Annotated in this window: 31 protein-coding genes; 15 read left to right on the top strand and 16 right to left on the bottom strand. The window is 61.5% G+C overall.

The genetic code is table 11. The features are described from left to right. Window positions 1-22 precede the first annotated feature (22 nt). The 5 genes from MN188_RS15085 to MN188_RS15065 all read right to left on the bottom strand — a co-directional run bounded on the left by MN188_RS15085 (window position 23) and on the right by MN188_RS15065 (window position 5854). Window positions 23-667, bottom strand: coding sequence for an SGNH/GDSL hydrolase family protein (locus MN188_RS15085; RefSeq protein ID WP_242110059.1), 645 nt, complete (start codon window positions 665-667; stop codon window positions 23-25). Window positions 668-708: 41 nt separating this feature from the next. Further along, a complete protein-coding gene (gene polA, locus MN188_RS15080; RefSeq protein WP_242110058.1) occupies window positions 709-3498 on the bottom strand; it encodes a DNA polymerase I in 2790 nt (929 codons plus the stop codon). A gap of 40 nt (window positions 3499-3538) precedes the next feature. Further along, window positions 3539-3715, bottom strand: a complete 177-nt coding sequence (locus tag MN188_RS15075; protein WP_242110057.1) for a zinc-finger domain-containing protein — start codon at window positions 3713-3715, stop codon at window positions 3539-3541. Between the two features lie 169 nt (window positions 3716-3884). Beyond that, complete coding sequence (locus MN188_RS15070; RefSeq protein ID WP_242110056.1) at window positions 3885-4268, bottom strand: HIT domain-containing protein; 384 nt, start codon at window positions 4266-4268, stop codon at window positions 3885-3887. Between the two features lie 8 nt (window positions 4269-4276). Further along, the gene (locus tag MN188_RS15065; protein ID WP_242110055.1) at window positions 4277-5854 is read right to left on the bottom strand and encodes a DUF5928 domain-containing protein; all 1578 of its coding nucleotides are present in this window, start codon (window positions 5852-5854) and stop codon (window positions 4277-4279) included. Between the two features lie 152 nt (window positions 5855-6006). On the opposite strand from MN188_RS15065, the gene MN188_RS15060 reads away from it, so the two are divergent. Further along, a complete protein-coding gene (locus MN188_RS15060) occupies window positions 6007-6825 on the top strand; it encodes a sulfotransferase family protein (protein WP_242110054.1) in 819 nt (272 codons plus the stop codon). A gap of 21 nt (window positions 6826-6846) precedes the next feature. Continuing rightward, the gene (locus tag MN188_RS15055; protein ID WP_242110053.1) at window positions 6847-7263 is read left to right on the top strand and encodes an OsmC family protein; all 417 of its coding nucleotides are present in this window, start codon (window positions 6847-6849) and stop codon (window positions 7261-7263) included. A 95-nt stretch (window positions 7264-7358) separates the two neighbouring features. On the opposite strand, the gene MN188_RS15050 is transcribed toward MN188_RS15055, so the two are convergent. Then, window positions 7359-8357 (bottom strand): adenosine kinase, encoded by a 999-nt coding sequence (locus MN188_RS15050; RefSeq protein ID WP_242110052.1) that lies wholly within the window; start codon window positions 8355-8357, stop codon window positions 7359-7361. Beyond that, entirely contained in the window at window positions 8350-8997 is a 648-nt protein-coding gene (nth, locus tag MN188_RS15045) for an endonuclease III (RefSeq protein WP_242110051.1), read from the bottom strand. Before nth ends, MN188_RS15050 begins: the two co-directional genes overlap by 8 nt. A 143-nt stretch (window positions 8998-9140) precedes the next feature. On the opposite strand from nth, the gene MN188_RS15040 reads away from it, so the two are divergent. The 4 genes from MN188_RS15040 to MN188_RS15025 all read left to right on the top strand — a co-directional run bounded on the left by MN188_RS15040 (window position 9141) and on the right by MN188_RS15025 (window position 11937). Further along, window positions 9141-9527 (top strand): hypothetical protein, encoded by a 387-nt coding sequence (locus tag MN188_RS15040; protein ID WP_242110049.1) that lies wholly within the window; start codon window positions 9141-9143, stop codon window positions 9525-9527. Further along, window positions 9466-10326, top strand: a complete 861-nt coding sequence (locus tag MN188_RS15035) for a methylated-DNA--[protein]-cysteine S-methyltransferase (RefSeq protein ID WP_242110048.1) — start codon at window positions 9466-9468, stop codon at window positions 10324-10326. The genes MN188_RS15040 and MN188_RS15035 overlap by 62 nt, the downstream gene beginning before the upstream one ends. Window positions 10327-10430: 104 nt before the next feature. After that, window positions 10431-11072: a YiaD family glycine zipper/OmpA-like lipoprotein gene (locus MN188_RS15030; protein ID WP_242110047.1), complete on the top strand. Its 642-nt coding sequence runs from the start codon at window positions 10431-10433 to the stop codon at window positions 11070-11072. 109 nt (window positions 11073-11181) lie between these two features. Beyond that, window positions 11182-11937, top strand: coding sequence for a FadR/GntR family transcriptional regulator (locus MN188_RS15025; protein WP_242110046.1), 756 nt, complete (start codon window positions 11182-11184; stop codon window positions 11935-11937). Window positions 11938-11982: 45 nt separating this feature from the next. On the opposite strand, the gene MN188_RS15020 is transcribed toward MN188_RS15025, so the two are convergent. The 6 genes from MN188_RS15020 to MN188_RS14995 all read right to left on the bottom strand — a co-directional run bounded on the left by MN188_RS15020 (window position 11983) and on the right by MN188_RS14995 (window position 14994). Then, the gene (locus tag MN188_RS15020) at window positions 11983-12192 is read right to left on the bottom strand and encodes a YgaP family membrane protein (protein WP_242110045.1); all 210 of its coding nucleotides are present in this window, start codon (window positions 12190-12192) and stop codon (window positions 11983-11985) included. Window positions 12193-12312: 120 nt separating this feature from the next. Continuing rightward, window positions 12313-12873, bottom strand: a complete 561-nt coding sequence (locus MN188_RS15015; RefSeq protein ID WP_242110044.1) for a F0F1 ATP synthase subunit B — start codon at window positions 12871-12873, stop codon at window positions 12313-12315. A 4-nt stretch (window positions 12874-12877) separates the two neighbouring features. Next, entirely contained in the window at window positions 12878-13450 is a 573-nt protein-coding gene (locus MN188_RS15010) for a F0F1 ATP synthase subunit B' (protein WP_420839006.1), read from the bottom strand. Window positions 13451-13529: 79 nt separating this feature from the next. Beyond that, window positions 13530-13766, bottom strand: a complete 237-nt coding sequence (locus MN188_RS15005) for a F0F1 ATP synthase subunit C (RefSeq protein WP_242110043.1) — start codon at window positions 13764-13766, stop codon at window positions 13530-13532. 54 nt (window positions 13767-13820) lie between these two features. Further along, window positions 13821-14597, bottom strand: a complete 777-nt coding sequence (locus MN188_RS15000) for a F0F1 ATP synthase subunit A (protein WP_275116241.1) — start codon at window positions 14595-14597, stop codon at window positions 13821-13823. A 64-nt stretch (window positions 14598-14661) separates the two neighbouring features. Next, a complete protein-coding gene (locus MN188_RS14995) occupies window positions 14662-14994 on the bottom strand; it encodes an AtpZ/AtpI family protein (RefSeq protein WP_242110042.1) in 333 nt (110 codons plus the stop codon). Window positions 14995-15212: 218 nt separating this feature from the next. On the opposite strand from MN188_RS14995, the gene MN188_RS14990 reads away from it, so the two are divergent. Next, on the top strand, window positions 15213-15536 hold the full coding sequence (locus MN188_RS14990) for an ArsR/SmtB family transcription factor (RefSeq protein WP_242110041.1): 324 nt from the start codon (window positions 15213-15215) through the stop codon (window positions 15534-15536). 17 nt (window positions 15537-15553) lie between these two features. On the opposite strand, the gene MN188_RS14985 is transcribed toward MN188_RS14990, so the two are convergent. The 3 genes from MN188_RS14985 to MN188_RS14975 are packed head-to-tail and all read right to left on the bottom strand — an operon-like array spanning window position 15554 to window position 17849. Next, window positions 15554-16051, bottom strand: coding sequence for a ClbS/DfsB family four-helix bundle protein (locus MN188_RS14985; RefSeq protein WP_242110039.1), 498 nt, complete (start codon window positions 16049-16051; stop codon window positions 15554-15556). Window positions 16052-16110: 59 nt separating this feature from the next. After that, window positions 16111-16995 carry a DMT family transporter gene (locus MN188_RS14980; protein WP_242110038.1) on the bottom strand — a complete coding sequence of 295 codons (885 nt, stop codon included), beginning with the start codon at window positions 16993-16995 and terminating at the stop codon, window positions 16111-16113. Continuing rightward, complete coding sequence (locus MN188_RS14975) at window positions 16986-17849, bottom strand: LysR family transcriptional regulator (protein ID WP_242110037.1); 864 nt, start codon at window positions 17847-17849, stop codon at window positions 16986-16988. The genes MN188_RS14980 and MN188_RS14975 overlap by 10 nt, the downstream gene beginning before the upstream one ends. Window positions 17850-17953: 104 nt before the next feature. On the opposite strand from MN188_RS14975, the gene MN188_RS14970 reads away from it, so the two are divergent. From MN188_RS14970 to MN188_RS14935, 8 genes are all read left to right on the top strand, one after another. Further along, the gene (locus MN188_RS14970; protein ID WP_242110036.1) at window positions 17954-18529 is read left to right on the top strand and encodes an FMN-dependent NADH-azoreductase; all 576 of its coding nucleotides are present in this window, start codon (window positions 17954-17956) and stop codon (window positions 18527-18529) included. A 92-nt stretch (window positions 18530-18621) separates the two neighbouring features. Then, on the top strand, window positions 18622-19098 hold the full coding sequence (locus MN188_RS14965; RefSeq protein ID WP_242110035.1) for a hypothetical protein: 477 nt from the start codon (window positions 18622-18624) through the stop codon (window positions 19096-19098). Window positions 19099-19355: 257 nt separating this feature from the next. Continuing rightward, window positions 19356-20864, top strand: a complete 1509-nt coding sequence (ffh, locus tag MN188_RS14960; RefSeq protein WP_242110034.1) for a signal recognition particle protein — start codon at window positions 19356-19358, stop codon at window positions 20862-20864. Then, window positions 20861-21412 (top strand): GNAT family N-acetyltransferase, encoded by a 552-nt coding sequence (locus MN188_RS14955; protein ID WP_242110033.1) that lies wholly within the window; start codon window positions 20861-20863, stop codon window positions 21410-21412. Before ffh ends, MN188_RS14955 begins: the two co-directional genes overlap by 4 nt. Beyond that, window positions 21409-22020 carry a GNAT family N-acetyltransferase gene (locus tag MN188_RS14950; RefSeq protein ID WP_242110032.1) on the top strand — a complete coding sequence of 204 codons (612 nt, stop codon included), beginning with the start codon at window positions 21409-21411 and terminating at the stop codon, window positions 22018-22020. Before MN188_RS14955 ends, MN188_RS14950 begins: the two co-directional genes overlap by 4 nt. After that, window positions 22017-22544: a GNAT family N-acetyltransferase gene (locus tag MN188_RS14945; RefSeq protein ID WP_242110031.1), complete on the top strand. Its 528-nt coding sequence runs from the start codon at window positions 22017-22019 to the stop codon at window positions 22542-22544. Before MN188_RS14950 ends, MN188_RS14945 begins: the two co-directional genes overlap by 4 nt. Further along, entirely contained in the window at window positions 22541-23056 is a 516-nt protein-coding gene (locus MN188_RS14940; RefSeq protein WP_242110030.1) for a GNAT family N-acetyltransferase, read from the top strand. Before MN188_RS14945 ends, MN188_RS14940 begins: the two co-directional genes overlap by 4 nt. Beyond that, window positions 23053-23364: a chorismate mutase gene (locus tag MN188_RS14935; protein WP_242110028.1), complete on the top strand. Its 312-nt coding sequence runs from the start codon at window positions 23053-23055 to the stop codon at window positions 23362-23364. The genes MN188_RS14940 and MN188_RS14935 overlap by 4 nt, the downstream gene beginning before the upstream one ends. Window positions 23365-23392: the final 28 nt, after the last annotated feature.

The raw sequence follows: 23392 nt of genomic DNA, 5'->3' as shown, positions 1-23392 counted from the left end.
ACGCCGGGGGCCCGCAAGGGGGTCAATTCGCCCGGATCACCCGCGCCAGGCGTCGTGCGATGGCGTCGCTGGCTTTCATCGACGGGTGAATGCGGTCGGCGGCGTGGAAAGACCGATCACCGGGCGGCACCAGGTCGGTAATCGACTGGAAAAACACGCCCCCCTCGGCCTCGGCCAGGGTCGCGATCCGCGCTTCCAGAATGTCACCGTCGTCCTTGCACGATTCAATCGGCGTGTCGAAACCTGGGCTGCGCAGATATCCCAGCCACAGCACTTTGGCACCGCTGTCGCGGATGCGGGACACCAGCTTGTGGATCGCTCCCTTATCGGCGCTTTTGGATAGAAGCCGATTCAGCTTGCGATCACACCGGTTGCAGCCGCAGCCCAGCCACAGGTCATTGCCGCCGCCGTTCACCACCACCCAGTCCCAATCCCCGTCCCGAAACTGCTTGGGGATCGCCAGACCTACCGCACCGGATATCGGCAGGTGATAGATCATCCGCGCCGCCGAAACCGACCGATCCTGAACCGGCTGCCCCAACAGATGCTCCAACCGATCCGCGACCGAGCGGCCCGAGCTGGAATGCCAAGCCAGAAGGCTGTCACCGATGACGAGAATGCGTGGAGCGTCGCCCCCTTCGGCACGGGCACCGGACGGCAAAAGCATAAGGAGCGCGAGACAAAGCGCATAGGTAAGCCGCGGCAGGATCAATGCGCCTCGGCCCAATTGGCCCCCTGGCCTGCATCCACCACCAGCGGCACATCCAGCTTCACCGCCGGGTCCGCCGCGTTTTCCATCACGTCGCGCACGGTCTCGATGGTCTGGTCAACCGCGCCTGCGTCCACTTCGAAGATCAGTTCGTCGTGCACCTGAAGCAGCATCTGCGCGGGCAGTCCGGTGATCGCGTCCGGCATGCGCACCATCGCGCGCCGGATCACATCCGCAGCCGCACCCTGGATGGGCGCGTTGATCGCCGCGCGCTTGGCAAACCCTGCATGGGGGCCCTTGGCGTTGATCTCGGGGGTGTGGATCTTGCGGCCAAACAGGGTCTGGACGTATCCGTTGTCCTTCGCGAATTGCACGGTTTCGTCCATATAGGCGCGAATGCCAGGGAAGCGTTCGAAGTAGCGGTCGATGAAGCCCTGCGCCTCGGCGCGTGGAATGCGCAGATTGCGGGCCAGGCCGAAGCCGCTGATCCCGTAAATCACGCCGAAATTGATCGCCTTGGCCTGACGACGGATGTCCGGTGTCATGTCCTCCAACGGCACATCGAACATTTCGGACGCCGTCATGGCATGAATGTCGTGACCGTCACGAAACGCCTGTTTCAAGGTCTCGATGCCGGCAACCTGCGCCAGAATGCGCAGCTCAATCTGGCTGTAGTCCAGCGATATCAGCACCTTGCCTGGTTCAGCCACGAACGCCTCACGAATACGTCGGCCCTCTTCGCTGCGCACAGGGATGTTTTGCAGGTTCGGATCGGTCGAGGCCAGGCGCCCGGTGTTCGCCCCCGATTGCACATAGGAGGTGTGCACGCGGCCGGTTTCCGGGTGGATATGTTCCTGCAACGCGTCGGTATAGGTCGATTTCAGCTTTTGCAGCTGGCGATAATCCAGAACGCGGGCGGGGAAATCATGCTCGGTCGCAAGGTCCTCCAGCACGTCGGCGGGGGTGGACCATTGGCCGGTCTTGGTGCGCTTGCCGCCTTCCAGCTCCATCTGGTCAAACAGGATTTCCCCCACCTGTGCGGGGGATTGCACGTTGAAACTGCGCCCGGCCATGTCGTGCAGCTCGGCCTCAAGCCCCGCCATTTTCTGCGCGAAGGCATTGGACATGCGCGACAGGGTATCTCGGTCCACCTTGATGCCTGTCATCTCCATCTTCGCCAGCACCGGCGCCAGGGGGCGCTCCAGCGTCTCATAGACCGTGGTCACCTGTTTTTGGTGCAGCATCGGCTTGAAGATCTGCCACAGGCGCAGGGTAATATCCGCGTCCTCGGCGGCATATTTCACCGCATCGGCAATCGGCACCCGGTCAAACGTTATCGCCGACTTTCCGGTGCCCAACAGCGATTTGATCGAGATCGGCTTGTGTCCCAGATACCGGTCAGACAACAGGTCCATGCCGTGGTTATGCACCCCCGCGTTCAGCGCATAGGACAGCAGCATCGTGTCATCGAACGGGGCAACATTCACCCCATAGCGCGCGAAAATCTTCGCGTCATATTTCATGTTCTGACCGATCTTGAGGATGGCCTCATCCTCCAGCACCGGTTTGAGCATTGCCAAGGCATCTTCGACGCTCATCTGCCCTTCAGACAGCTGATCGCCGCCGAACAGATCATCCGCTGCGCTGTCCTTGTGAATCAACGGGATATAACACGCCTCGCCTGCGTCCACGCACAGCGAGATACCCACCAGGTCCACGCGCATTTCGTCCAGCCCGGTGGTTTCCGTGTCGACGGCCACATAACCGCGGTCGCGAATGCGGGTGATCCAGGCCTCAAGCCCGGCGCGATCCTTGACCCATTCATAGGCCTCCGGGTCGATCGGCGGCTGCTCGGGCGCATCCGACACCGCGCCCGGAGATTCGGCAATTTCCGGCGCGTCCATGCCCAGCTTGTCGGCCACACGGTTGGTAAGGGTGCGAAATTCCATGTCGGCCAGGAACGGCAGAAGCACCGAGGGTTCGGGATCCTTCAGTTCCAGGTCATCCAGGCCGAAGTCCAGCTCCATCGCATCGTCCAGCTTCACCAGGTCGCGCGAGATGCGGATCTGATCCGCGAAATTGATCAGTGTTTCCCGACGTTTGGGCTGCTTGATCTCTTCTGCGCGCGCCAGCAGGGTTTCCAGATCGCCATATTCGTTGATCAAAAGGGCTGCGGTCTTGATCCCGATCCCCGGTGCGCCGGGCACGTTGTCAACGCTGTCGCCAGCCAGCGCCTGCACGTCCACCACGCGGTCCGGGCCGACGCCGAATTTCTCCTCGACGCCCTCGACGCCAATGCGGCGGTTCTTCATCGGGTCAACCATTTCGACCCCGCCCCCCACCAGTTGCATCAGATCCTTGTCCGAGCTGATAACCGACACCCGGCCCCCGGCGGCATCCGCCTGACGGGCCAGGGTGGCGATGATGTCATCGGCTTCGAAATTCTCGACCTCAACACAGGCGAGATTGAAAGCCCGCGTAGCGTCGCGGGTCAGCGGGAACTGCGGCACCAGATCCTCGGGCGCGGGCGGGCGGTTCGCCTTGTAGGCCGGGTACATGTCGTTGCGAAACGTCTTGCCGGAATAGTCGAAAACAACCGCAACATGGGTCGGGGCGTCGTCGCCCTTCGCGTCCTCAACAAACTTGAACAGCATGTTGCAAAAGCCCGCGACCGCTCCGATCGGCAAACCGTCGGATTTGCGCGTCAGCGGCGGCAAGGCGTGATAGGCGCGAAAAATGAAGGCCGAGCCGTCGACCAGATGCAAATGACAACCTTTGCCGAAGCTCATGCCCCGCCCTCCTTGTTCACATCAATTGGGCGGTGACGCCTCAGGCGGCCTTGTCAGCCGCGTCCTTGTGCACAAACTTGCAGTCGCAATAGGGGCATTCGACCCAACCTTGCTCCACCGGGATCTGCAGAAAGACGCGCGGATGCCCGCCCTCGCCGCCGTCACAGACGACCTTGTAGCTGTCCACGATCTTGGTTTCCGGGGCGTCCTGGGTCATGTCATCAACCTTGCTTACACATTTCGTCGCAGTTTATCAGCCCGCCCGGTGGCGGCAAGTCCCGGATCGTCCATTCACGCGAAACTCTCGCTCCAGGCGCCAATCCGAGCAGGGCCACGCCCTTGCGAGACATCATGTATTGCCGCAGGCAATTCTATCGGATCCCGCCTCAGTCGAAGCGCTTGACCATCCGGCCCAGCATCCGGCCTGATAGGATGTGCACATGCAGATGCGGCACCTCCTGCACCCCGGCCTCACCTGCATTGGCGATCATCCGGTATCCCATGCCGCCCGCGCCGGGGGTGACACCCATCGCAGCACAGACCTTGCCGATCGCGCGGGTGAACCCGACAATCTCGGCGTCCGTAGCCTCGGCGGCAAAATGGTCCTGGTTCACATAAGGCCCCTTGGGGATCACCAGCACATGGTCTGGTGCCTGGGGCTGAATGTCGCGAAAGGCCAGCGCAAAATCATCCTCATACACCGTGTCATTCGGGATCTCGCCTCGAAGGATTTTCGCGAAAATGTTCTGGTCGTCGTAGTCGTAGCCCATTGTGCCCCTCAATCTGCAAACAGATGGTTCGTTTCAGCAATCTCACGGGCTCGTTCTTCGGGGATCGACAGGAATTTCGCAAGGGGGCGCGCATTTTCCTCGGGGCTTGCGTTTTCACGCAGGCGATAGAATTCCTCAAACCCAGCGTCGCGGATCCGGTCGCTTTCAAATCGCACATCGCGCCGGATCGTCGGCAAAAGACGGTCAATCGCATCCTGTGGTGTGCTTTCACCGGCCAGCCCGACGCGGCGCGCGTGGCCCAGAAGGTATTCGTCGGTGAACTCGCTTTCCACCTCTAAAAGCCGGGTCATCGACCGGTCGGCAAAAAAGTCCTGCATCAGGTCCAGGTTGTTCGGGTCCAGACAGATCACCAACCGGTCGGTGTCGAAATAGTCAAACAGCATCCGCATCAGCGCGCGCCGGTGGCGGGTTCGCTTGCCCAGAGTGCTCTGAATCCCGCCCAGGTCAGGCAAAGGCGTGCCTTCTTCGTCAAACAGGTATTCGATCGCGGGCAGGTTCGTCACCTGCTTGATCCGGTCCAGCACACGCTTGCCGACGTGCCATTTCTTTGCCACCAGGATCAGCAATTCACGTTCTCGGCCCAACGTGCTTTCGGCCTCCCAGAACCGGGGGGCAAAGCGGCGCCCAATTCGGCCGCGTCCGCTTAGGAACTTGAACAACGAAAGCCCCTCGCTTGAAATCTGGAACTCCACGTCCTCTTGCGCATAGAGCTCGCCCAGCCGCTGCTTCAGCTCTTTCGCTTCCGGGCTGATCTTGCGCGCGAACAGGAAATCCTGACTACGCAGAAGATCAAAGTGATCGTTGTAGAACGTCACCGGCATGCCGTAGTCGGTGAACATGAGGAAGGTCAGGGTGCGGGTGCGAATCTCATTCTCCGGCACCAGGTGGCGCACGAGTGTCTGAAAAAAGGTCTCATCCGGGATCCATGTGGTGCGAAAGAACCGCATCACATCTTTGCGCTCGCGTGTGAAGTCCAGGATCCATTCAACCGTGCGGCGGCGCAGGCACCACCATTGGCTGCCGATCATGATCTGAAGGTCATGCGGGATGTCGCGCTTCAGGCCCAGCTTCTTTTGCAGGTTGAAGCTGGCATAGAACCGCCGCTTCTGGGTGCGTTCGTTGAAGAAATGGCGATAGATCAACCGCTCTTCCTTCATCCCGGTCTTGATCCAGTCGCTCTCAAAATAGTCGAAGCTTTCGATGTAATCGACGTCGTCGCTGTCCAGGAATTCGTGGGTGTACTGCGCCGTCTTGGTCGTCATGCAATCGCCCGACACCATGTAGAAATGGGTCGCACGTGGGAAGGCATCGACCGCGGCTTCGACTGCATACAGAGTTGCCTGCACCAGCGTCCAGGCGCCCCAACCGCATTTGATCCGCTTCTTGGCAAACGCCACATTCGGATTGTCCTCAAGCGCGTCGCGGATCAACGTGAAATGTTCCGCCTTGGCCCGTGCATCGAAGTGAATCGAGATGCAATCCCCAGCCGCCGTCAGGCGCGTCGCCTGGTCGATGATCGCCTTGGGGTCCTTGTGACACAGCAGAATGTAGGCAATTTTTGCCATTTCAGAAACGAAAACCTCAGATTACGCGGCATTGTTGCATTAGATAACGTGAACACCCATTGAATAAACACCGTTTTTTTGCTTTTTTCTGCACTATTACCCGTGATCAGCGTAAACACGCGATTAACGGGCCTGAAGGAGGCGTTGAGAGTATGGGATTTCCTGGAACCTGGATGACCGAGAGCGAAAGTGTGGTCTACCGTGTTGTGCCGAAATGCGCATGCTCGACCATCGGTCAAATCATGTTCTACTCGGATCATGGTGAGTTTTTCGATGGTGACATCCACGACAGCAAGGATCGCTTGCACAAGTGGTCCCAGGAAGACAGTCAGCCTTTGATCGAGAAGAATGTAAAGGCCCACGAAAGCTACGCCTTCACCTGCGTGCGCAACCCGTATACGCGCATCCTGTCATCGTTTTTCGACAAGATCTGCGGCATCCAACGCAACGGCCGCCGCTACCGGGGCAACCTGGTGCCGCTGTTGATCCAGAAATACGGGATCGAGGTCGGCAGCCCCGAAGATGAGTTCGATTTCGACCAGATCCAGAGCTTCCGCAGGTTTCTTTTGTTTGCCCGCGATACCATCCGCTGGCGCCGCCCGATGGACCCCGACATTCACTGGTCAGCCATGTCGGGGCACGTGTCCACATACATCCTGAATGGGGGCACCTATGACAACATCTTCTGGACCGAGAAGTTCAACGACGGCATGCAGTCGGTGCTGGACGCGGTCGACACACCGCACAAGGTCGATCTGAACGACATCCCGCGCTTCAACGAAAGCGAAGGGCACGGGCCGAAACGGGCGCATCCGGTCGAGGATTACTTTGACGACCTGTCGATGCACCTGGTCTATGAAATCTACAAACGGGATTTCAACCTGTTCAAATACGATTTCCACGACCCGTCGAACAAGATGCCAATCGGCGAGATTGACCTGGCAGAGGTTCACGCCAAGCTGGGCGAATGATCTTCGCGAAAGGAATATGACATGAAAGCGCGTGTAAAATGGGCCGAGGGGCGCACCTTTCTGGGCACCTCGGGCACAGGGCATTCGATCGTCCTGGGCGCAAGCCACGACGGCGGACCAACCCCCGGCCCCAGCCCTATGGAGCTGCTTTTGATCGGCACGGCGGGCTGTTCGGCCTATGATGTGGTCTCGATCCTGGAAAAGGGGCGTCAGAACATCGAGGACGTGCAGGTCGAGGTGGACGCAGATCGCGCCGAAACCGACCCCAAGGTGTTCACCCGCATCCACCTGCAGTTCACCGTCAAAGGGCGCGGGATGTCCGCCGACAAGGTGGCGCGCGCGATCGGCCTGTCGGTCGACAAGTACTGCTCGGCCTCGGCCATGATGGCGGCCAGCGCCACCGTGACACACGACTTCACGGTCGAAGACACGGCATAGCCCCCCCCCAACAAAAATGAAAATCATCGCGATCTTCGTGCCTTCCCCGGCGCGGCGGGGCGGGTGGGTGGGCGCCCGCGCTGGGAAAGGCGGGGTCAGAGCCCGATCGAATGCTGCGCGAACAGCGCCTTCAGGTCCGCTTCGACCCGGGCACCCAGATGGCTGATGACTTCGCTGGCGGCGATGTTGCCCATGTGCCCGCAGACCTCCAGGTCATACCCTTCCGCCAATCCCCACAGAAACGCCCCGGCAAAAAGGTCCCCTGCCCCCGTCGCGTCAACCACTTTCGTCGGCACGGCTGGCACGTGCCAGCGGTTGTCGCCCTGAGCGATATGCACCCCGTGTTCGCTGTCCGTCGCCACAACGATGTCGACCTCGGCCGCGGCCTTGGCCATCGCGGCGCCCAACCCGTCAACCTGATACATCGACAGCATCTCGGCCCGGTTCGCGAACAAAAGATCCACATCCTCGCGCAACATTTTCGCGAAAGCGTCGCGGTGGCGGTCGATGCAGAATGGATCGGACAGCGTGATTGACACGCGCCCGCCCGTCCCCTTGCAGGCGCTGATCGCCTTGGCGAAGGCCTCGTGGCTTTCCGGCCCGTCGAAGCGGTAGCCTTCCAGGAAAATCCACGCCGCATCCGCCATCTGGCTTTCGTCGATGTCCGAGGGCGCCAGATGCTCGGTCACCCCCAAATAGGTGTTCATTGAGCGTTCGCCATCCGGCGTGACCAGCACGATGCAGCGCCCGGTTTCCCCGTCCGCATCCTTCGGCGCCAGCGGCGTATCATACACTGCCCCTTGCGCGCGCAAATCGTGGGCAAAGATCGCGCCCAACTGGTCGTCTTTCACCTTGCCGACATAGGCGGTGCGCCCGCCCAAATGGGCGATGCCCGCGATGGTGTTCGCGGCCGATCCCCCGGACATTTCCGTGGCCAGCCCGACCTCGGCATACAACTTGGCAGCCCGGTCCAGGTCGATCAATTGCATGATGCCCTTTTCGATCCCGTGCCCGGCCAGGAAGGCATCGTCGCAATGGGCCAGCACATCGACCATGGCGTTGCCGATACCGACAACCTGAAACTTTTTAGTCATAGACCTTGTCCTCATAGGGGCAGATGTCGCGGATCAAACAATTGCCGCAGACGGGTTTGCGCGCTTTGCAGGTATAGCGTCCGTGCAGGATCAACCAATGGTGCGCGTGGTGTTGGTATTCGGCGGGCACGTTGTCTTCGATCGCGCGTTCGACCGCATCGACATCCTTGCCAACGGCGATGCCGGTGCGGTTGCCGACGCGCAGGATATGGGTGTCCACCGCCTGGGCCGGCACCCCCCACCACATGTTCAAAACCACATTCGCGGTCTTGCGCCCGACACCGGGCAGCGATTGCAATGCGGCGCGCGATGATGGCACCTCACCGCCGTAGTCTTCGACCAGGATGCGGGCGGTCTTCATCACGTTCTTCGCCTTCTGGCGGAACAGTCCGATCGTCTTGATGTGCTCGGTAAGCGCCTCTTCACCCAGGTCGAGCATCTTTTGCGGCGTGTCGACGATCTTGAATAGGGCTTCGGTCGCCTTGTTCACGCCGACATCCGTGGCCTGCGCGGACAGCGCAACCGCGACCACCAGTGTATAGGCGTTGGTGTGATTAAGCTCACCTTTCGGCTGCGGCTCCGCCTCGTGGAACCGGCGAAACACCTCAACGATTGTCTGATAACCCATCTGCTTAACCATAGCGCAAGGTATCACCAATCCGGCGCGCTGGGGCAAGACCCGCGGTCCGTTAAAATTGTCGCGATTTCGTCCAACAGGGTGACCAGTCTTTCGCTGCAAAGTGGGTGTTTTGACCTAACTGCCCGTGACACTTCCGAGATCCCATGCCAACTATCATCGTCCATACCCCTGATGCCCTTGCCTATGCCAGCGGCACCAACAGCCTTCGCCTCAAACCAGGTTATGATTTCACGCAGGACCAAGTGCCGCTTGCGGAATTTGGCGAGGAGCTTCAAATGGGAACAAAGGAAGCAATGGCGGAGGCATATGTCTGCCTGCTGCGGCTCGAAATCATCGCGCTTCTGTGCCAGACCGCGCACGCACCTCTGCCCAAGCTTTTGCCTGCGGCAAGCGGATCGAAAGGCGCAGGAAACGGGTCGCAATCATTGCCTGCCTGGTCCAGTCTGCAAGGACAAGGAGGGTCGTGGCATGGACGGGCAAGATCAAAGCTATCATTATCAGGTGATCCGCCGGGCTATCGAGGCGATTGATGCGGCCGACGGCACGCCTCTGTCGCTTGAGGCGTTGGCGACGCAGATGGACATGAGTCCGGCGCATTTCCAACGGGTTTTCTCCCGCTGGGCCGGGGTGTCGCCGAAACGGTATCAGCAATACTTGGCGTTGGGCCATGCCAAGGCCTTGTTGCGCGATCACTTCACCACACTCGACACGGCCCATACGGTCGGCCTTTCCGGCTCTGGCCGGCTGCACGATCTGTTCTTGACCTGGGAGGCAATGAGCCCGGGTGATTACGCCCTACAGGGCGACGGGTTGAACATCGCCTGGGGCTGGTTCGACAGTCCCTTCGGCCCCGCTTTGGTCATGGGTACTGACAAAGGGGTGTGCGGGCTGGCTTTCGCTGCCGAAACCGGCGCCGAGGTTGCGATGGCCGACCTGACGTCGCGCTGGCCCAAGGCCCAGTTTGTTGAAGATCCGCAACGCCTTGCAGCACAGGTCGACGCCATGTTCTCGCAACAGGGCCAGGCTGCGCTGCATTTGATCGGCGCCCCGTTCCAAATCAAAGTTTGGGAGGCGCTTTTGACCATCCCGACGGGCCAAGTCACCACTTACAGCGAGATCGCCGAAGCTGTCGGCAACCCGCGCGCGGTGCGGGCCGTGGGCAACGCGGTCGGGCGCAATCCGGTCAGTTGGCTGATCCCCTGCCACCGGGCCTTGCGCAAATCCGGGGCGCTGGGGGGCTATCATTGGGGCTTGCCGGTCAAGCGTGCCCTACTGGCCTGGGAAGCCGCGCGGCTGGACGGCACCGGGGAACAAACGCGGGTCGTGTGACGTCGTTACAGGCAATTTGTCGCTCATTTTCCCCCTTGTTATTCGATAACAATCGGCCTTCATGTATGACATCCGCAACGAAACTGCATTCCAAGCGAGGCCGCATGAAACGTCTGACAACATCTCTTCTTCTGGTTGGTGCCACCACCGTGGCGCTGACCGGGTGTACCGAAACAATGGGTCCCCGCACCCAAACCGGTGCTGCCACCGGCGCGATGATCGGGGGGCTCATTGGCGCCACCCGCCCGGGCGGAGGTAACCTTGGAAAAGCCGCTGTTGGCGCCGTGATTGGGGGCGCCATCGGTGGAGCCATCGGTCAAGAGCTTGATCGGCAAGCTGGCGATCTTCGTCGTGACATCGGCAACGACGAGGTGACCATCACCAACACCGGGTCCGAACTGATCGTTACCCTGCCCAACGACATCCTGTTCGCCACTGACAGCGCGATCGTGTCCAACGCCACGCGTGGCGACCTGGCCGGGCTGGCGCGCAATCTGCGCGATTACCCGAACTCGACAGTCGAAATCGTCGGCCACACCGACAACATCGGTGATCCGGGCTACAATCTGTCGCTGTCGCGTCGCCGCGCTGCCGCAGTGGCTGCGGTGCTGTTTGACAACGGTGTGTCCGCCGGGCGTGTCGTGACAATCGGTCGAGGCGAAGATCAGCCGATCGCGTCGAATTACAGCCCTCAGGGCCGGGCTCAAAACCGCCGGGTCGAAATCATCATCCGCCCGAACAGGTAACGGATCGCACAGCACGAAATTGGGGTCGGACCGCTGGGTCCGGCCCCTTTTTTGTTGTCCCGCCGGTCACGTGGTCATAAGATTTGACCAATTGCCTGCAGGATGCGCCATGCCATTTCAGAAAGTCCAATCAGAGAAACTCTCTTCGGCCGTTGTTCGTCAGATCGAACTTTTGATCCTGCGCGGCATTCTCAGACCCGGCGAACGCCTGCCCTCGGAACGCGACCTTGCGGAAAAGCTGGGCGTCTCACGCCCATCGCTGCGCGAGGCACTGGGGGATCTTCAGGACCAGGGGCTTCTGACCTCGCGTGCCGGGGCTGGGGTCTATGTCGCCGACGTGCTGGGGTCGGCGTTTTCGCCCGCGCTGATCCAGCTGTTTTCCCGCCACGAAGAAGCGGTGCACGATTACCTCGCCTTTCGTCGGGATATGGAGGGGCTGGCCGCCGAACGCGCGGCACGCTACGCGTCGGATACGGACCTGAAGGTTATTGACGAGATTTTCCAAAAGATGGAAGCAGCGGGCGAGGGCATGGGTGCCGATCTGGATGCCGATTTCCACACCGCTATCATTGAAGCCAGCCACAACGTTCTGATGCTGCACATGATGCGGTCGATGTATGACCTGTTGCGCGAAGGCGTGTTCTATAATCGCCAGGTCATGTTCCAGCAAAACACCACGCGCGCGGACTTGCTGGAACAACACCGCGCCATCAACGACGCGCTTCAAGCCCGCGATCCGTTTGCCGCGCGCCGGGCGATCGAAACCCATCTGGGTTTTGTCAGCCAAGCCTTCGAGGATCAGCGTATAGCCATGCGCAATGAGGATATCGCGCGCCAGCGACTGGATCACGAACAGCACAGGTGAACCCTGTTAAAAGCGCCACCAGCCGGTCATCCGACAAAGCTGTTGTCAGGCCGAACGCAGTCCGAGGCGGGACAGGATCCTGGTCAGCGGGCAAAAGCCGCTCAGACCGGATTGGAACAGGTTGAGGCCCACAAAAACGGTGAACCAAAGCCAGCTGACTTGGCCGAGGTTAATCTGGCCCATCACATGCGCCAGTCCAAGGCTGACAAGGATGAAAAGACCTGCAATCGACATTGTTGCGCGCTGAGCATTCATGCGGAAATCTCCTGATGATTTGTATATTCAAATTTCGTAATACATGAAAACCCTACCGACGCATAGAAAAACCCGGCCCACAAGGGACCGGGTTGTTTCTTCTTGGATGTGAGGCTGCGTTTAGTGCAGCTTGGCCTCAACATCGGAGATCGCAGCTTCGATCAGCTTGTTGCCATCGGCGGCGGTCATCTGCTTGGCGATCACGTCGCGGGCAGCACCCACGGCGACCTGAGCGGCAGTGTCGCGCACTTCTTTCACAGCAGCCGTTTCAGCCGATGCGATCTGGTCGGTGGCCGCAGCCAGACGACGCGCGATCGACGCTTTCAGGTCTTCCTTTGCCAGCTCAGCGGCCGTTGCGGCCTCTTCCTTGGCGTGGGCGATGATACGCTCGGCCTGCTCCTTCACCTCTTTTTGCTTTCGCTCGTAAGAGGCCAGGATGGTCTGCGCTTCTTCCCGCAAAGCGCGGGCTTCGGCCAATTCGGACTTGATGCCTTCGGCACGGTTGTCCAGCTGACCACCCAGAAGCTTGTGCACGCCCATGTAAGCCAGAAAGCTCATGAAGACGAGGAACGCCAGGATGACGACGAAGTCGGTGTTGCCCATCGACAGGAACGGTTCGTCCCCGGCAGCCAACGCAGGGGTGGACAGAGCCACCAGCGAAAGGGTCAGAAGTTTTTTCATGTCCTTACCCTTTCATCCGCGCGGTGATGGCCGCTGTGATGGTCTTGGCGTCCGCCTTGGTGCCGAGTACCGCCAGGATTTCCTTGGTGGTGTCCTTGGCGACCGCTTTCACGCTCTCCACCGCACCCTTGCGGATTTCGGCGATTGCCGCTTCCGACTCGGCCGCCTTGGCAGCGATTTCAGCGTCGGCCTTGGCCGCAGCCTTGTCGACATCCGCCTGGATTTCCGCACGGGCTTCGGCGACGATCTTGTTCGCCTCGATGCGTGCATCGGCCAGCGCCTGATTATAGGCATCCTCGGCCTTGACGGCCTGCTGCTTCAGCTCTTCAGCCGCCGCAATGTCGTTCGTGATAGTGGACTGGCGATCAGCCAGAACCGCCTCGATGCGCGGCAGCGCGATCTTGGTCAGCACGAAGTAGATGACGACCAGCGTGACGACGAGCCAGAAAATCTGGTTCCCGAAAGTCGAGAAGTCCAGCTGCGGCATGCCCGCGCTTTCGGCGTGACCCGCGGCACCGTGCGCCATGTCGGCCGTACCGTGTGCGGCGTCCGTGGTCTGTGTCGTGGTGTTTGCCATGTCTAGTCTCCTGGAACCGGATTACAGCGGGCAGGTCGATTGGCGCGACCTGCCCTTTCGTAAGGAGGGTTCAGAAGCCTTAGACGGCGAACATCAGCAGCAGAGCGACCAGGAACGAGAAGATGCCCAGGGCTTCCGCGAATGCGATGCCGATGAACAGGGTCGCGGTCTGAGCGGCAGCAGCCGACGGGTTGCGCAGGGCGCCCGACAGGAAGTTACCAGCAACGTGGCCAACACCGATAGCGGCGGCGCCCGAACCGATAGCAGCCAGACCAGCACCGATGAATTGACCCATTTGAGCGATATTGCCTTCCATAACGATTTCTCCTTGAGTTGGAATGCGTGAATTAGGTTGTTAGATTGCGCCCGCTTAGTGCGACGGGTGCAGCGCGTCTTTCAGGTAGACGCATGTCAGGATGGTGAACACATAGGCCTGGATGAAGGCGACCAGCACCTCCAGCGCATAGACCGCCGAGATTGCCAGGATGGGCAGGAAGCTGAACAGCCCCAGCGCGCCCGCAAAGCCCGCGAACACCTTGATCACCGCGTGACCCGCCATGACGTTGCCCGCCAGACGAATGGAGTGGCTTACGGGGCGCACGAAGTACGAGATCAGTTCGATCACGGCCAGGATCGGGCGCAGCGCCAGCGGCGCCGACGAGACCCAGAACAGGCCCAGGAAGCCCGCACCGTTCTTCACAAAGCCCAGCACCGTCACGAAGACGAACACGATCATTGCCAGAACGGCGGTGACTGCGATGTGGCTGGTGGGGGTGAAGCTTTTCGGGATCAGGCCCAGGAAGTTGGCGAACACGATGAACAGAAACAGCGTCATGATACCGGGGAAGTATTTCACGGCATCCTTGCCGGCCACATCCTCGACCATCTTGTACACGAACCCGTATGCCATTTCGGCGACCGACTGCGTCCGCGTCGGCACGATGGCGCGCCCGCGGGTGCCGATGACCAGCAGCAGGACGATACCGACCACGGTCAGGCCCATCCAAAGGGTTTCATTGGTGGGGGTGAACCAGCTCATGTGCTCGCCACCAAACAGCGGGGCAATCTTGAACTGATCCATCGGGTGGATCGCAAGGCCCGCGTGGTCAGGGGCGAACAGCAGGCCCGACAGCAGAACCAGCGCCATGACCAGGAAGAAAACAATCTTGGTGATACCGCCACCCGATTTTTTTGCGCTCTCGTCAGCCACGTTAAGTTTCCTCTTCGTCGTCCGCCGGGGAAGTCCCGGCCATTTTTTCCTGCATGTGGGTTGCAGTGCCAAGCATGACTTTCACGCCCGCGGCAAACCCCAGCAATATGAACAGCACCATGAAAATCGGTTTCGTGCCAAAGATGGCGTCGATCCCGTATCCGATGCCAAATCCGATCAACAGACCGGACACAAGCTCTATGACCATCTGCCAGGCCATATTCGCCTGGTTGTGGCCTTCAGCACCGGACGCAGCTTCGTCCTCATCGCCCTTCAGCGCCTTTATGCGCCTATCCAGGTCGTCAAGACGCCTGGGATCGGGTTCATCGGACATGGAAACACACCCCGGTGACAGTTGATGCTTTGCTAAGCCCGACGAGGCCATGAGTCAACGGGGTTTAGCGCCAACAGATTGCCTAGTAACCTCCTGAATAAAAACACTTTTCAAAACAAGCGCCGTCACGCCATGCTGCACGCGCACGGATTCCCGGCGAAATGCGTCATTCAACCAATCGGTTGACGATTTCTGCGTGGCTGCGTAGGGCAAGGCGCATGAGCACCCGGCTTGACCTGACCTTCGCGGCCCTTGGCGACCCCACCCGCCGCACGATCCTGACCATGTTGTTGGAGGACGACATGGCCGTGACCGACGTGGCCGAGCCGTTCGAGATGTCGCTGGCGGCGATCTCGAAACACCTGACGATCCTAACCCGCGCCGGGCTGATCAGTCAGGAGAAGCGCGGCCGGGTGAAGTGGTGCAAGCTGGAGCCGGACGCGCTGCGCGAAGCCTCGGTCTGGATGCAGGGGTTCGGCCAGTTCGAACCGGTGAACCTGGACGATTTCGAACGCTTCCTCGCGCGTGAACTGAGCGATTGATCGCAGCGGCGTCTGTGCTACTTGGCGGTGCGCAGGCAGGCGCGGATCCATTTCGCAGCGCTCCGATAATGGCTGGCCCCGGCGGCCTCAGACCAGCGCCCCGGCGTCCAGGCGTTGTTCGCGCCCTTCATCGGCCCACCATAGAGCGCGGCGTCGTCATGGGTGGCGTAGAAGTCGATGAGCCGGGCGTGGCTTTGCGCCAGCATGGTCCGCACGTCGTCCCAGCCCATCCCGCTCTGCTTGGCGCGTAAATCCGCGTTAAAGGCCTTCAGGTCGTTCCATTTGTAGCCCTCAGCAGGAAAGTGCACGGTCTTGCCTGCTTTCCCGTCGGCATACCAGCCCAGAAACAGTGTGATCCAGTGTGCCCGGTGGCCTATCACATCTTTGATCGAGGTGTCCTCTTCGCGCTTCACACAGGCAAAGTCGGGATCCAGGCTATCCATGAGTTTGGCAAGCTTGGCCCATTCCTTTTCAGTGACGGCAATTAGGTCGGCTTTTACTGTCGCGGCAGGCATGGTGGCCCCCTTTCTGGTGCCTGTATGGCCGATCTCTGCGCCGGGCGCCTTGACCAACGTCAATCCTTCAACAGCATCCAGACCGCGCCTAGTGTGACGGCGATCCCGACCAGCACGATCGCCTGCGGCGCGCCGTGGCCTAAGGCAAGCTCCCACCCAATCACCCAACTGGGGGTAAGGTAGGAATAGGCCATGACCTTGGCCGCAGGCAGGCGCATCGAGGCGGTGTTGAGCAGGAAAAAGCTGATCGCGGTGGAGCCGATCACGAGATAAGCAAGCGCGATCCACACGATACTGGGCAGGTCGCGCCAAGGGGTCGCGGCAATCTCACCGGCGCCGGCGGCGCACAGGACAAGGGTGCCCGCGGCCAGCACGCCAAAGGTAAAGGCCAGCCCGCTTTCGCCCCGGTTCAGCCGCCGGATCATCGGGATATAGGCGGCGTGCGCGATCGAGCCGACAAAGTAGATCGCCTCGCCCCGCCCCACGTCGAAGCGCATCAGCGCGGCAGGATCGCCACGAAAGATCACCCACAGCGCACCGAGCGCGCCCACGGCCAAGGCAGCCATCACCCGACGGGTGGTGACCTGGCGCAGGATGATCCAGCCAAAGCCTGCGGTCATGATCGGGGTCAGGGTGAAGACAGCCGAGGTCGACACCGGCGGCGCGGTCTTCAGCCCTTCGAACATCAAGACGAAGTAGACGGCGAACACACCACCTGCGAGCAGGTAACGCCAGGGTGCTGCGAAATCCGCGCGTCGAAAGCTGCGTGTGGCCAGCGCCAGCCCGGCCACCACCACGGCCGCCAGGGCAAAGCGCACCGCCATCAGGGCCACCGGCGCGACCTCGTTGGCGACCAGCCCGCCCAGGCTGAACGACCCCGCGACCAGCGCCGAAAACGCAAGCATCGCCGCATGGCCCAGGGCGGCGTCGCGGCTTAGCCCCATGTCTTGGCCGCCTGTTTCAGATGCGCCAGACACGCCTGAACCTTGGCGGTGCGGTGCAGGTCCACATGGGTGACCAGCCACAGCTGCGCCACCCAGTCCGGGCGCGGCGGCAGGACCTGAACCAGCCCCTCGGCTGCATCCACAGGCATCCAGCCCAGCGCGATCCCCGCCCGAACTGCTTCGGCAAGGGACCGATCGTCGGTTGCGCGAAAGGTAATGCACTTGGCTGGCACCCGTTCGGCCATCCACAGCATGAACGGGGCGCGTGATCGGTCTTCGACTTGCCCGACGAAATCATGCTGGGTCAGCGTGGCCTCGGTCGGCATGCCTCGGCGCGCGACATAGGATGGCGCTGCGTAGAGCGCCATGTCGACCGCGTGAAGCTTCTGCGCCACGTTATCGGGTTCCTCGGGCGCGCTGCCTGCGCGCACCGCCACATGTGCTTCGCCGTATTCCAGCCGAAACAGGCGCTGCCCGGTCAGGAACCGCAACGTCAGCCCCGGGTTGGCAAGCTGAAAGTCGGCAAGAACGGGAACCAGCAGCCGGGCGAAGCTGGCCAGCGAGGTGACCACAAGGTCCCCGGTCACGCCCTCGCCCTGCCCCTTGATACGGGCATCAAGCTGCGCCAGTTGGTCGTCGGTCGCCTGCCCCACCCGCGCCAGATCGGCACCCGCCTCGGTCGGAGTGTAGCCGCGCGCGTGGCGTTGGAACAGCTTCACACCCAACCGCGCCTCAAGCGCGTCGATGTGGCGGATGACCGTGGCGTGGTGCACACCCAGCGCGGCAGCGGCCCCGCTGACCGTGCCATGTTTCGCAACCTGAAAGGCAGTACGGACCTCGTCCCAGTGTTCCATGGGTCACCTCTGTGCATAAATGAACATAGACTGTGATTATTGACCCATTGCGTTCACTTTCGCAAGGCTCGATGTTGTCCGAAGATATTGGAAAAGGACACCACATGACACATATCCTTCGCATTGACGCCTCGGCCCGGCACCAGGGATCGGTCACCCGCGGCCTGACGGACCGGTTGATCGCCCGCTTCCCGGACGCGCAGGTGACCACCCGCGACCTTGCCAACGGCATACCGCACCTGGACGAAAGCTGGGTCGGCGCCACCTTCACCCCGCCCGAGATGCGCAGCGCCGCGCAGGCCGAGGCGCTCACCCTCTCTGACACGCTGGTGGCCGAGGTTGAGGCCGCCGATGTTCTTGTGATCGGCAGCGCGACCTACAACTTCAACACCCCCGCCGCACTCAAAGCCTGGATCGACCAGATCGCACGGGTTGGCGTGACCTTTCGCTATTCCGAGACCGGGCCCGAGGGGCTGCTGACGGGTAAGAAAGCGATCATCGTCGTGGCCTCGGGCGGCACGCCCATCGGGGCGCCAAATGACTTCACCACGCCCTATCTGCGCTATGTGCTTGGCTTCATGGGCATCACTGACGTGACCTTTGTCGATGCCGCCGGCGGTGCGGACGATGTGATCACACAGGCCGGGCTGGCACTGGACGCGCTGGATCTGGCGGCCTAAGCCCCGGAAAGGGCGACCCACCCCGCCCTTTCCCCTTCTCATCACGCCGCGTCAGGGGTAAACTTCGCACAGGAAAACCAAGCGGAGGCGTCATGAAAATTTCGTCCCAAACCCCCGACCAACTGATCCTGGATCACAAGCCTTGGATCCTCGGCACGGCGATGATCGCGATGTTCGTGGTCTTCTTCGGTATTGGCATCGGCATGCTGCTGGCCAGTGACGAGGCGCTGATCGGTGTGATCTTCGTGATCGCGTCCCTTGCACCTTTGGCGTTGCTTGTTTTCGTGGTGACACGGGTGCAGGTGATCTTTGACCGGCCATCGAACACCATCACCTTCCGGCGCCGTAATTTTCGCAGCTACACCACCGACGAATTGCCCCTAAGCAACGTCACCGAAGCCTTTATCGAAGAGCACACCAACTACTCCAACGACAGCGGCAATACGACCAGCTACCGCCCGGTGTTGCGTCTTGCCAATGGCGGTGTGCACCCGTTGCTGAAGGTCTATACCAACATGGGGCGGCAGGGGTTTCTGGTGGATCACGTGAACCATTGGCTGCAAGGTTGAACACGGGGCATTGCCGGCCGGGTGACAGGGGCGCTTCCAGACCCGCGAGGGAGCAAGCTGGCGCTTGACTCTGCGCGCCGCGCGGCCTACATCCCGCGCAACACCCGGAAGTACGAAAGCTTCCGGTCCTGGCCATGCACAGGATCGCCCCCCGTCAGCGCGTTGCGCCCACGGGGGCTTCTTTGCATTGAGCTTTGGAAATTCGCGCCGCCGACCCCATCTGGGAAGGTAATAGAAACGGTATAGGAGCCGCTGACATGTTCGAGAGCCTTTCAGACCGCCTGTCTGGTGTCTTTGACCGCCTCACGAAACAGGGTGCGCTGTCCGAGGACGACGTGAAAACCGCCCTGCGCGAGGTGCGCGTGGCGCTGCTTGAGGCTGACGTCTCGCTGCCCGTTGCACGCGACTTCGTGAAAAAGGTGCAAGAGGCCGCGACCGGTCAGGCGGTGACGAAATCGGTCACCCCCGGTCAGCAGGTCGTCAAGATCGTGCACGACGCGCTGGTCGAGACCCTGACCGGCGAAGGCGAACCTGGCGCGTTGAAAATCGACAGCCCACCCGCACCGATCCTGATGGTCGGCCTTCAGGGTGGCGGTAAAACCACCACCACCGCAAAACTGGCCAAGCGCCTAAAAGATCGCGACGGCAAACGCGTGCTGATGGCCTCTCTCGACATCTATCGCCCTGCCGCGATGGATCAGTTGGCCGTTCTTGGCACGCAGATTGGCGTGGACACCCTACCGATCGTCAAGGGCGAAAAGCCAGCCGCCATCGCACGCCGGGCCAAACAACAGGCGACGATGGGCGGCTATGACGTCTATATGCTCGACACCGCGGGCCGCCTGCACATCGACGAAGTGTTGATGAACGAGGTCGAAGAGGTCTCGAAAATCACCGACCCGCGCGAAACGCTTCTGGTGGTGGACGGGCTGACCGGTCAGGTCGCCGTCGAGGTCGCGCAGGAGTTCGACGCCAAGGTTGGCATCTCGGGCGTCGTGCTGACACGGATGGATGGCGACGGGCGCGGCGGTGCCGCCTTGTCAATGCGCGCAGTCACCGGCAAGCCGATCAAATACGTCGGTCTTGGCGAAAAGATGGACGCGCTTGAGACGTTCGAGCCCGACCGGATTGCCGGACGCATCCTGGGCATGGGCGACATCGTGGCCCTGGTCGAAAAGGCACAAGACACGATTGAGGCCGAGCAGGCCGAGCGCATGATGCGCCGGTTCCAGAAGGGTCAGTTCAACATGAACGACCTGCGCATGCAGCTGGAACAGATGATCAAGATGGGCGGCATGGAAGGCATCATGGGGATGATGCCCGGCATGCAGAAAATGGCCAAACAGGCCGAGGCAGCCGGCATGGACGACAAGGTCCTGACCCGCCAGATCGCCCTGATCCAGTCGATGACCAAACGCGAACGCGCCAATCCGGGCCTGTTGCAGGCCAGCCGCAAGAAACGCATCGCGGCCGGGTCGGGCCAGGAGGTCTCGGACCTGAACCGCCTTCTTAAAATGCACCGCCAGATGTCGGACATGATGAAGAAGATGGGCAAGATGGGCAAAGGCAAGATGCTGAAACAGGCCATGTCCGGCATGTTTGGCAAAGGTGGCGGCATGCCCGGCGGGATGCCCGACATGAACGACCCCAAGGCGATGGAAGAAGCCGCCAAGGCGCTTGGCAAGATGCCCGGCGGTCTGCCCGGTCTGGGTGGCGGCGGCATGGGGCTTCCCGGTGGTCTGTCGGGGTTCGGCAAGAAGAAATGAAGCTGCCCTTCGCCCATATCGAAACCGCGCGTCTTGTGCTGCGTCCGCCCCAAATGGCGGATTGGGAGGCGTTCCGCGCCTTCCTGGCCTCTGCGCGGTCCGAACATGTGGGCGGGCCTTATGACGACAAGACGGCGTGGCGGGCGATGGGGCACATCACCGGCCACTGGATGCTGCGCGACTATGGCAGCTATGTCCTGACCCTGAAGGGCGGGGACGATGCAGGGTTCGGCATGGTCGGCCCTTGGTTCCCCGAAGGCCACCCCGAGCCTGAGCTGGCTTGGTCGATCTGGTCGGCAGAACACGAAGGTCAGGGCTTTGCCGAAGAAGCTGCGATTGCAACCCGCGACCATGCCTATGGCACGCTGGGCCTGCCGTCGCTGGTCAGCTACATCGATGCGCCGAATGCGCGCTCGATCACGCTGGCGCAGCGGTTGGGGGCTGTCCTGGACACGGCCGCCCCCGCGCCCGATCAGGACGAACCGCCAGTTCACGTCTATCGCCACATCGCGCCCGACGCGGATGGCAGCCCGGAGGCTTACGCATGAGCCGCCTCCAGCAAAACCCCTGGGAACAGCCCTCGACCGGCGGCGCCGCCGATCTGGCCGCGGCCCTGCAAGCCGCCTTGCCGCAGCTTGAGACCGCGCGCCTGATCCTGCGCGCACCCCGGATTGAGGATTTCGACACCTACGCCGCCATCATGATGTCCGAACGTGCCGCGTTTATGGGCGGGCCGATGTCGCGCAGGGACGCCTGGCTGGACTTCACTCAGGTCATCGCCACGTGGCATCTGCACGGGCACGGGCTGTGGAGCGTCACCACGAAAGCCGACAACGCGCTTGTGGGCTTTGTGCTTCTCGGCATGGAATACGACAACCGCGAACCAGAGCTTGGCTATTTCTTCCTGGAAGAGGCCGAAGGTCAGGGCTTCGCCACCGAGGCTGCATTGGCCGCACGTGCCCATGGCGAAACGCTCGCCCTGCCATCGCTGGTGTCCTATATCGTCCCGGCAAACGCCCGGTCGGTGCGGCTGGCACTGCGGATCGGAGCAACCCCGGACACGCAGGCCGCCGAACAGCTTTCCGAGACCGTCGGTGAAGACGTTCTGGTTCTGCGCCATTGGGCCCCCACGCCGGCGGTGGATGGTGGCGCATGACAACCTTCACCATCCCGACCCTGGAAACTGAGCGCCTGATCCTGCGCGCGCCCCGTGAAGCCGATTTCGACGCCGAAGTCGCGTTCTTCGCGTCAGAGGCATCGCGTTTCGTCGGCGGACCGCAGCCAGCGCATCGGACCTGGCGCACGATGGCCACCGTGATCGGCCACTGGGCGCTGCGCGGGTTCGGCTTCTGGGCGCTTGAGGACAAGGCGACCCGCACCTACCAGGGCCGTGTCGGCCTGTGGTTCCCGCATGGATGGTACGAGCGTGAAATCGGCTGGTCCTTGATGGATCACGCCACCGGGCGGGGCTTTGCCACCGAGGCTGCGCTGGCGGCCCGCGCTCATGCCTATGAGACGCTGGGCTGGGACACTGCAATTTCACAGATCGACCCGGAAAACACAGCGTCCAAAGCCGTGGCCCAGCGCCTGGGCGCGCATTTTGAATGCATGTATGACGACCCGGAATACGGTCCGATCGAAATCTGGCGCCACCTTTCCCCTGCCGAGGTGGCCGCATGAGTGTTCTGACCACACAACGCTTGACGATCCGCCCGCCTCAGCCGCAGGATTTCGACGCTTTCGCCGCCTTCTGCGCGGCGGATCGATCCAAATGGGTCGGCGGTCCGGCGTCGCGCGATGAGGCCCGCGAAGCCTTTGACAGCTACCTGGCCGACGCCGCCGCTGGCACACCCAGCTATCTGCACATCACGCTGACGAAGACCGGGGATGTGATCGGCCGCGCGGGCATCCGCACGATGGATCACCGCCCGGAACCCGAAGTGGCCTATTCGCTTTATACTGATGCCGCCGAAGGTCACGGATACGCCTCCGAAGCCGCCATTGCCGTGCGCGACTGGGGGTACGATGTGTTGGGGCTGACCACGCTGGTCAGCTACATCGAACCGAACAACACAAAATCCGCCGCCGTCGCCACCCGCATGGGGGCAAAACCCGACGGCACCGCGCCGGGCTGGGACAAGCATCCCGACCTGATCATTTTTCGCCACATCGCTCCGGAGGACCGCACATGACCGACACCGTCACCCGCGCCGCTGAGATCCTGAAAGGACACCGTGACAGCATCGACCGGCTGGACGCGATCCTGGTCTATACGCTGGGCGAGCGCTTTGCGCATACGCAAGCCGTGGGCAAACTGAAGGCCGAACATGACCTTCCGCCTTCGGATCCAGCCCGGGAAGCCACGCAGATTGCGCGGCTTGAGGACCTGGCCAATCGTGCCAACCTTGACCCGGAATTTGCCAAGAAATTCCTGAACTTCATCATTCAGGAAGTGATTCAACATCACCACCAACACCAACACCGAAATGACGGGGCCTGACGCCCCTCAACAGCACATGAAACAGGAG

The organism is Aliiroseovarius subalbicans, from assembly GCF_022678625.1.
Taxonomy (GTDB): domain Bacteria; phylum Pseudomonadota; class Alphaproteobacteria; order Rhodobacterales; family Rhodobacteraceae; genus Aliiroseovarius_A; species Aliiroseovarius_A subalbicans.
Note: the sequence above shows the minus strand (reverse complement) of the source record. Positions and strands in the feature narration are given on the sequence as shown.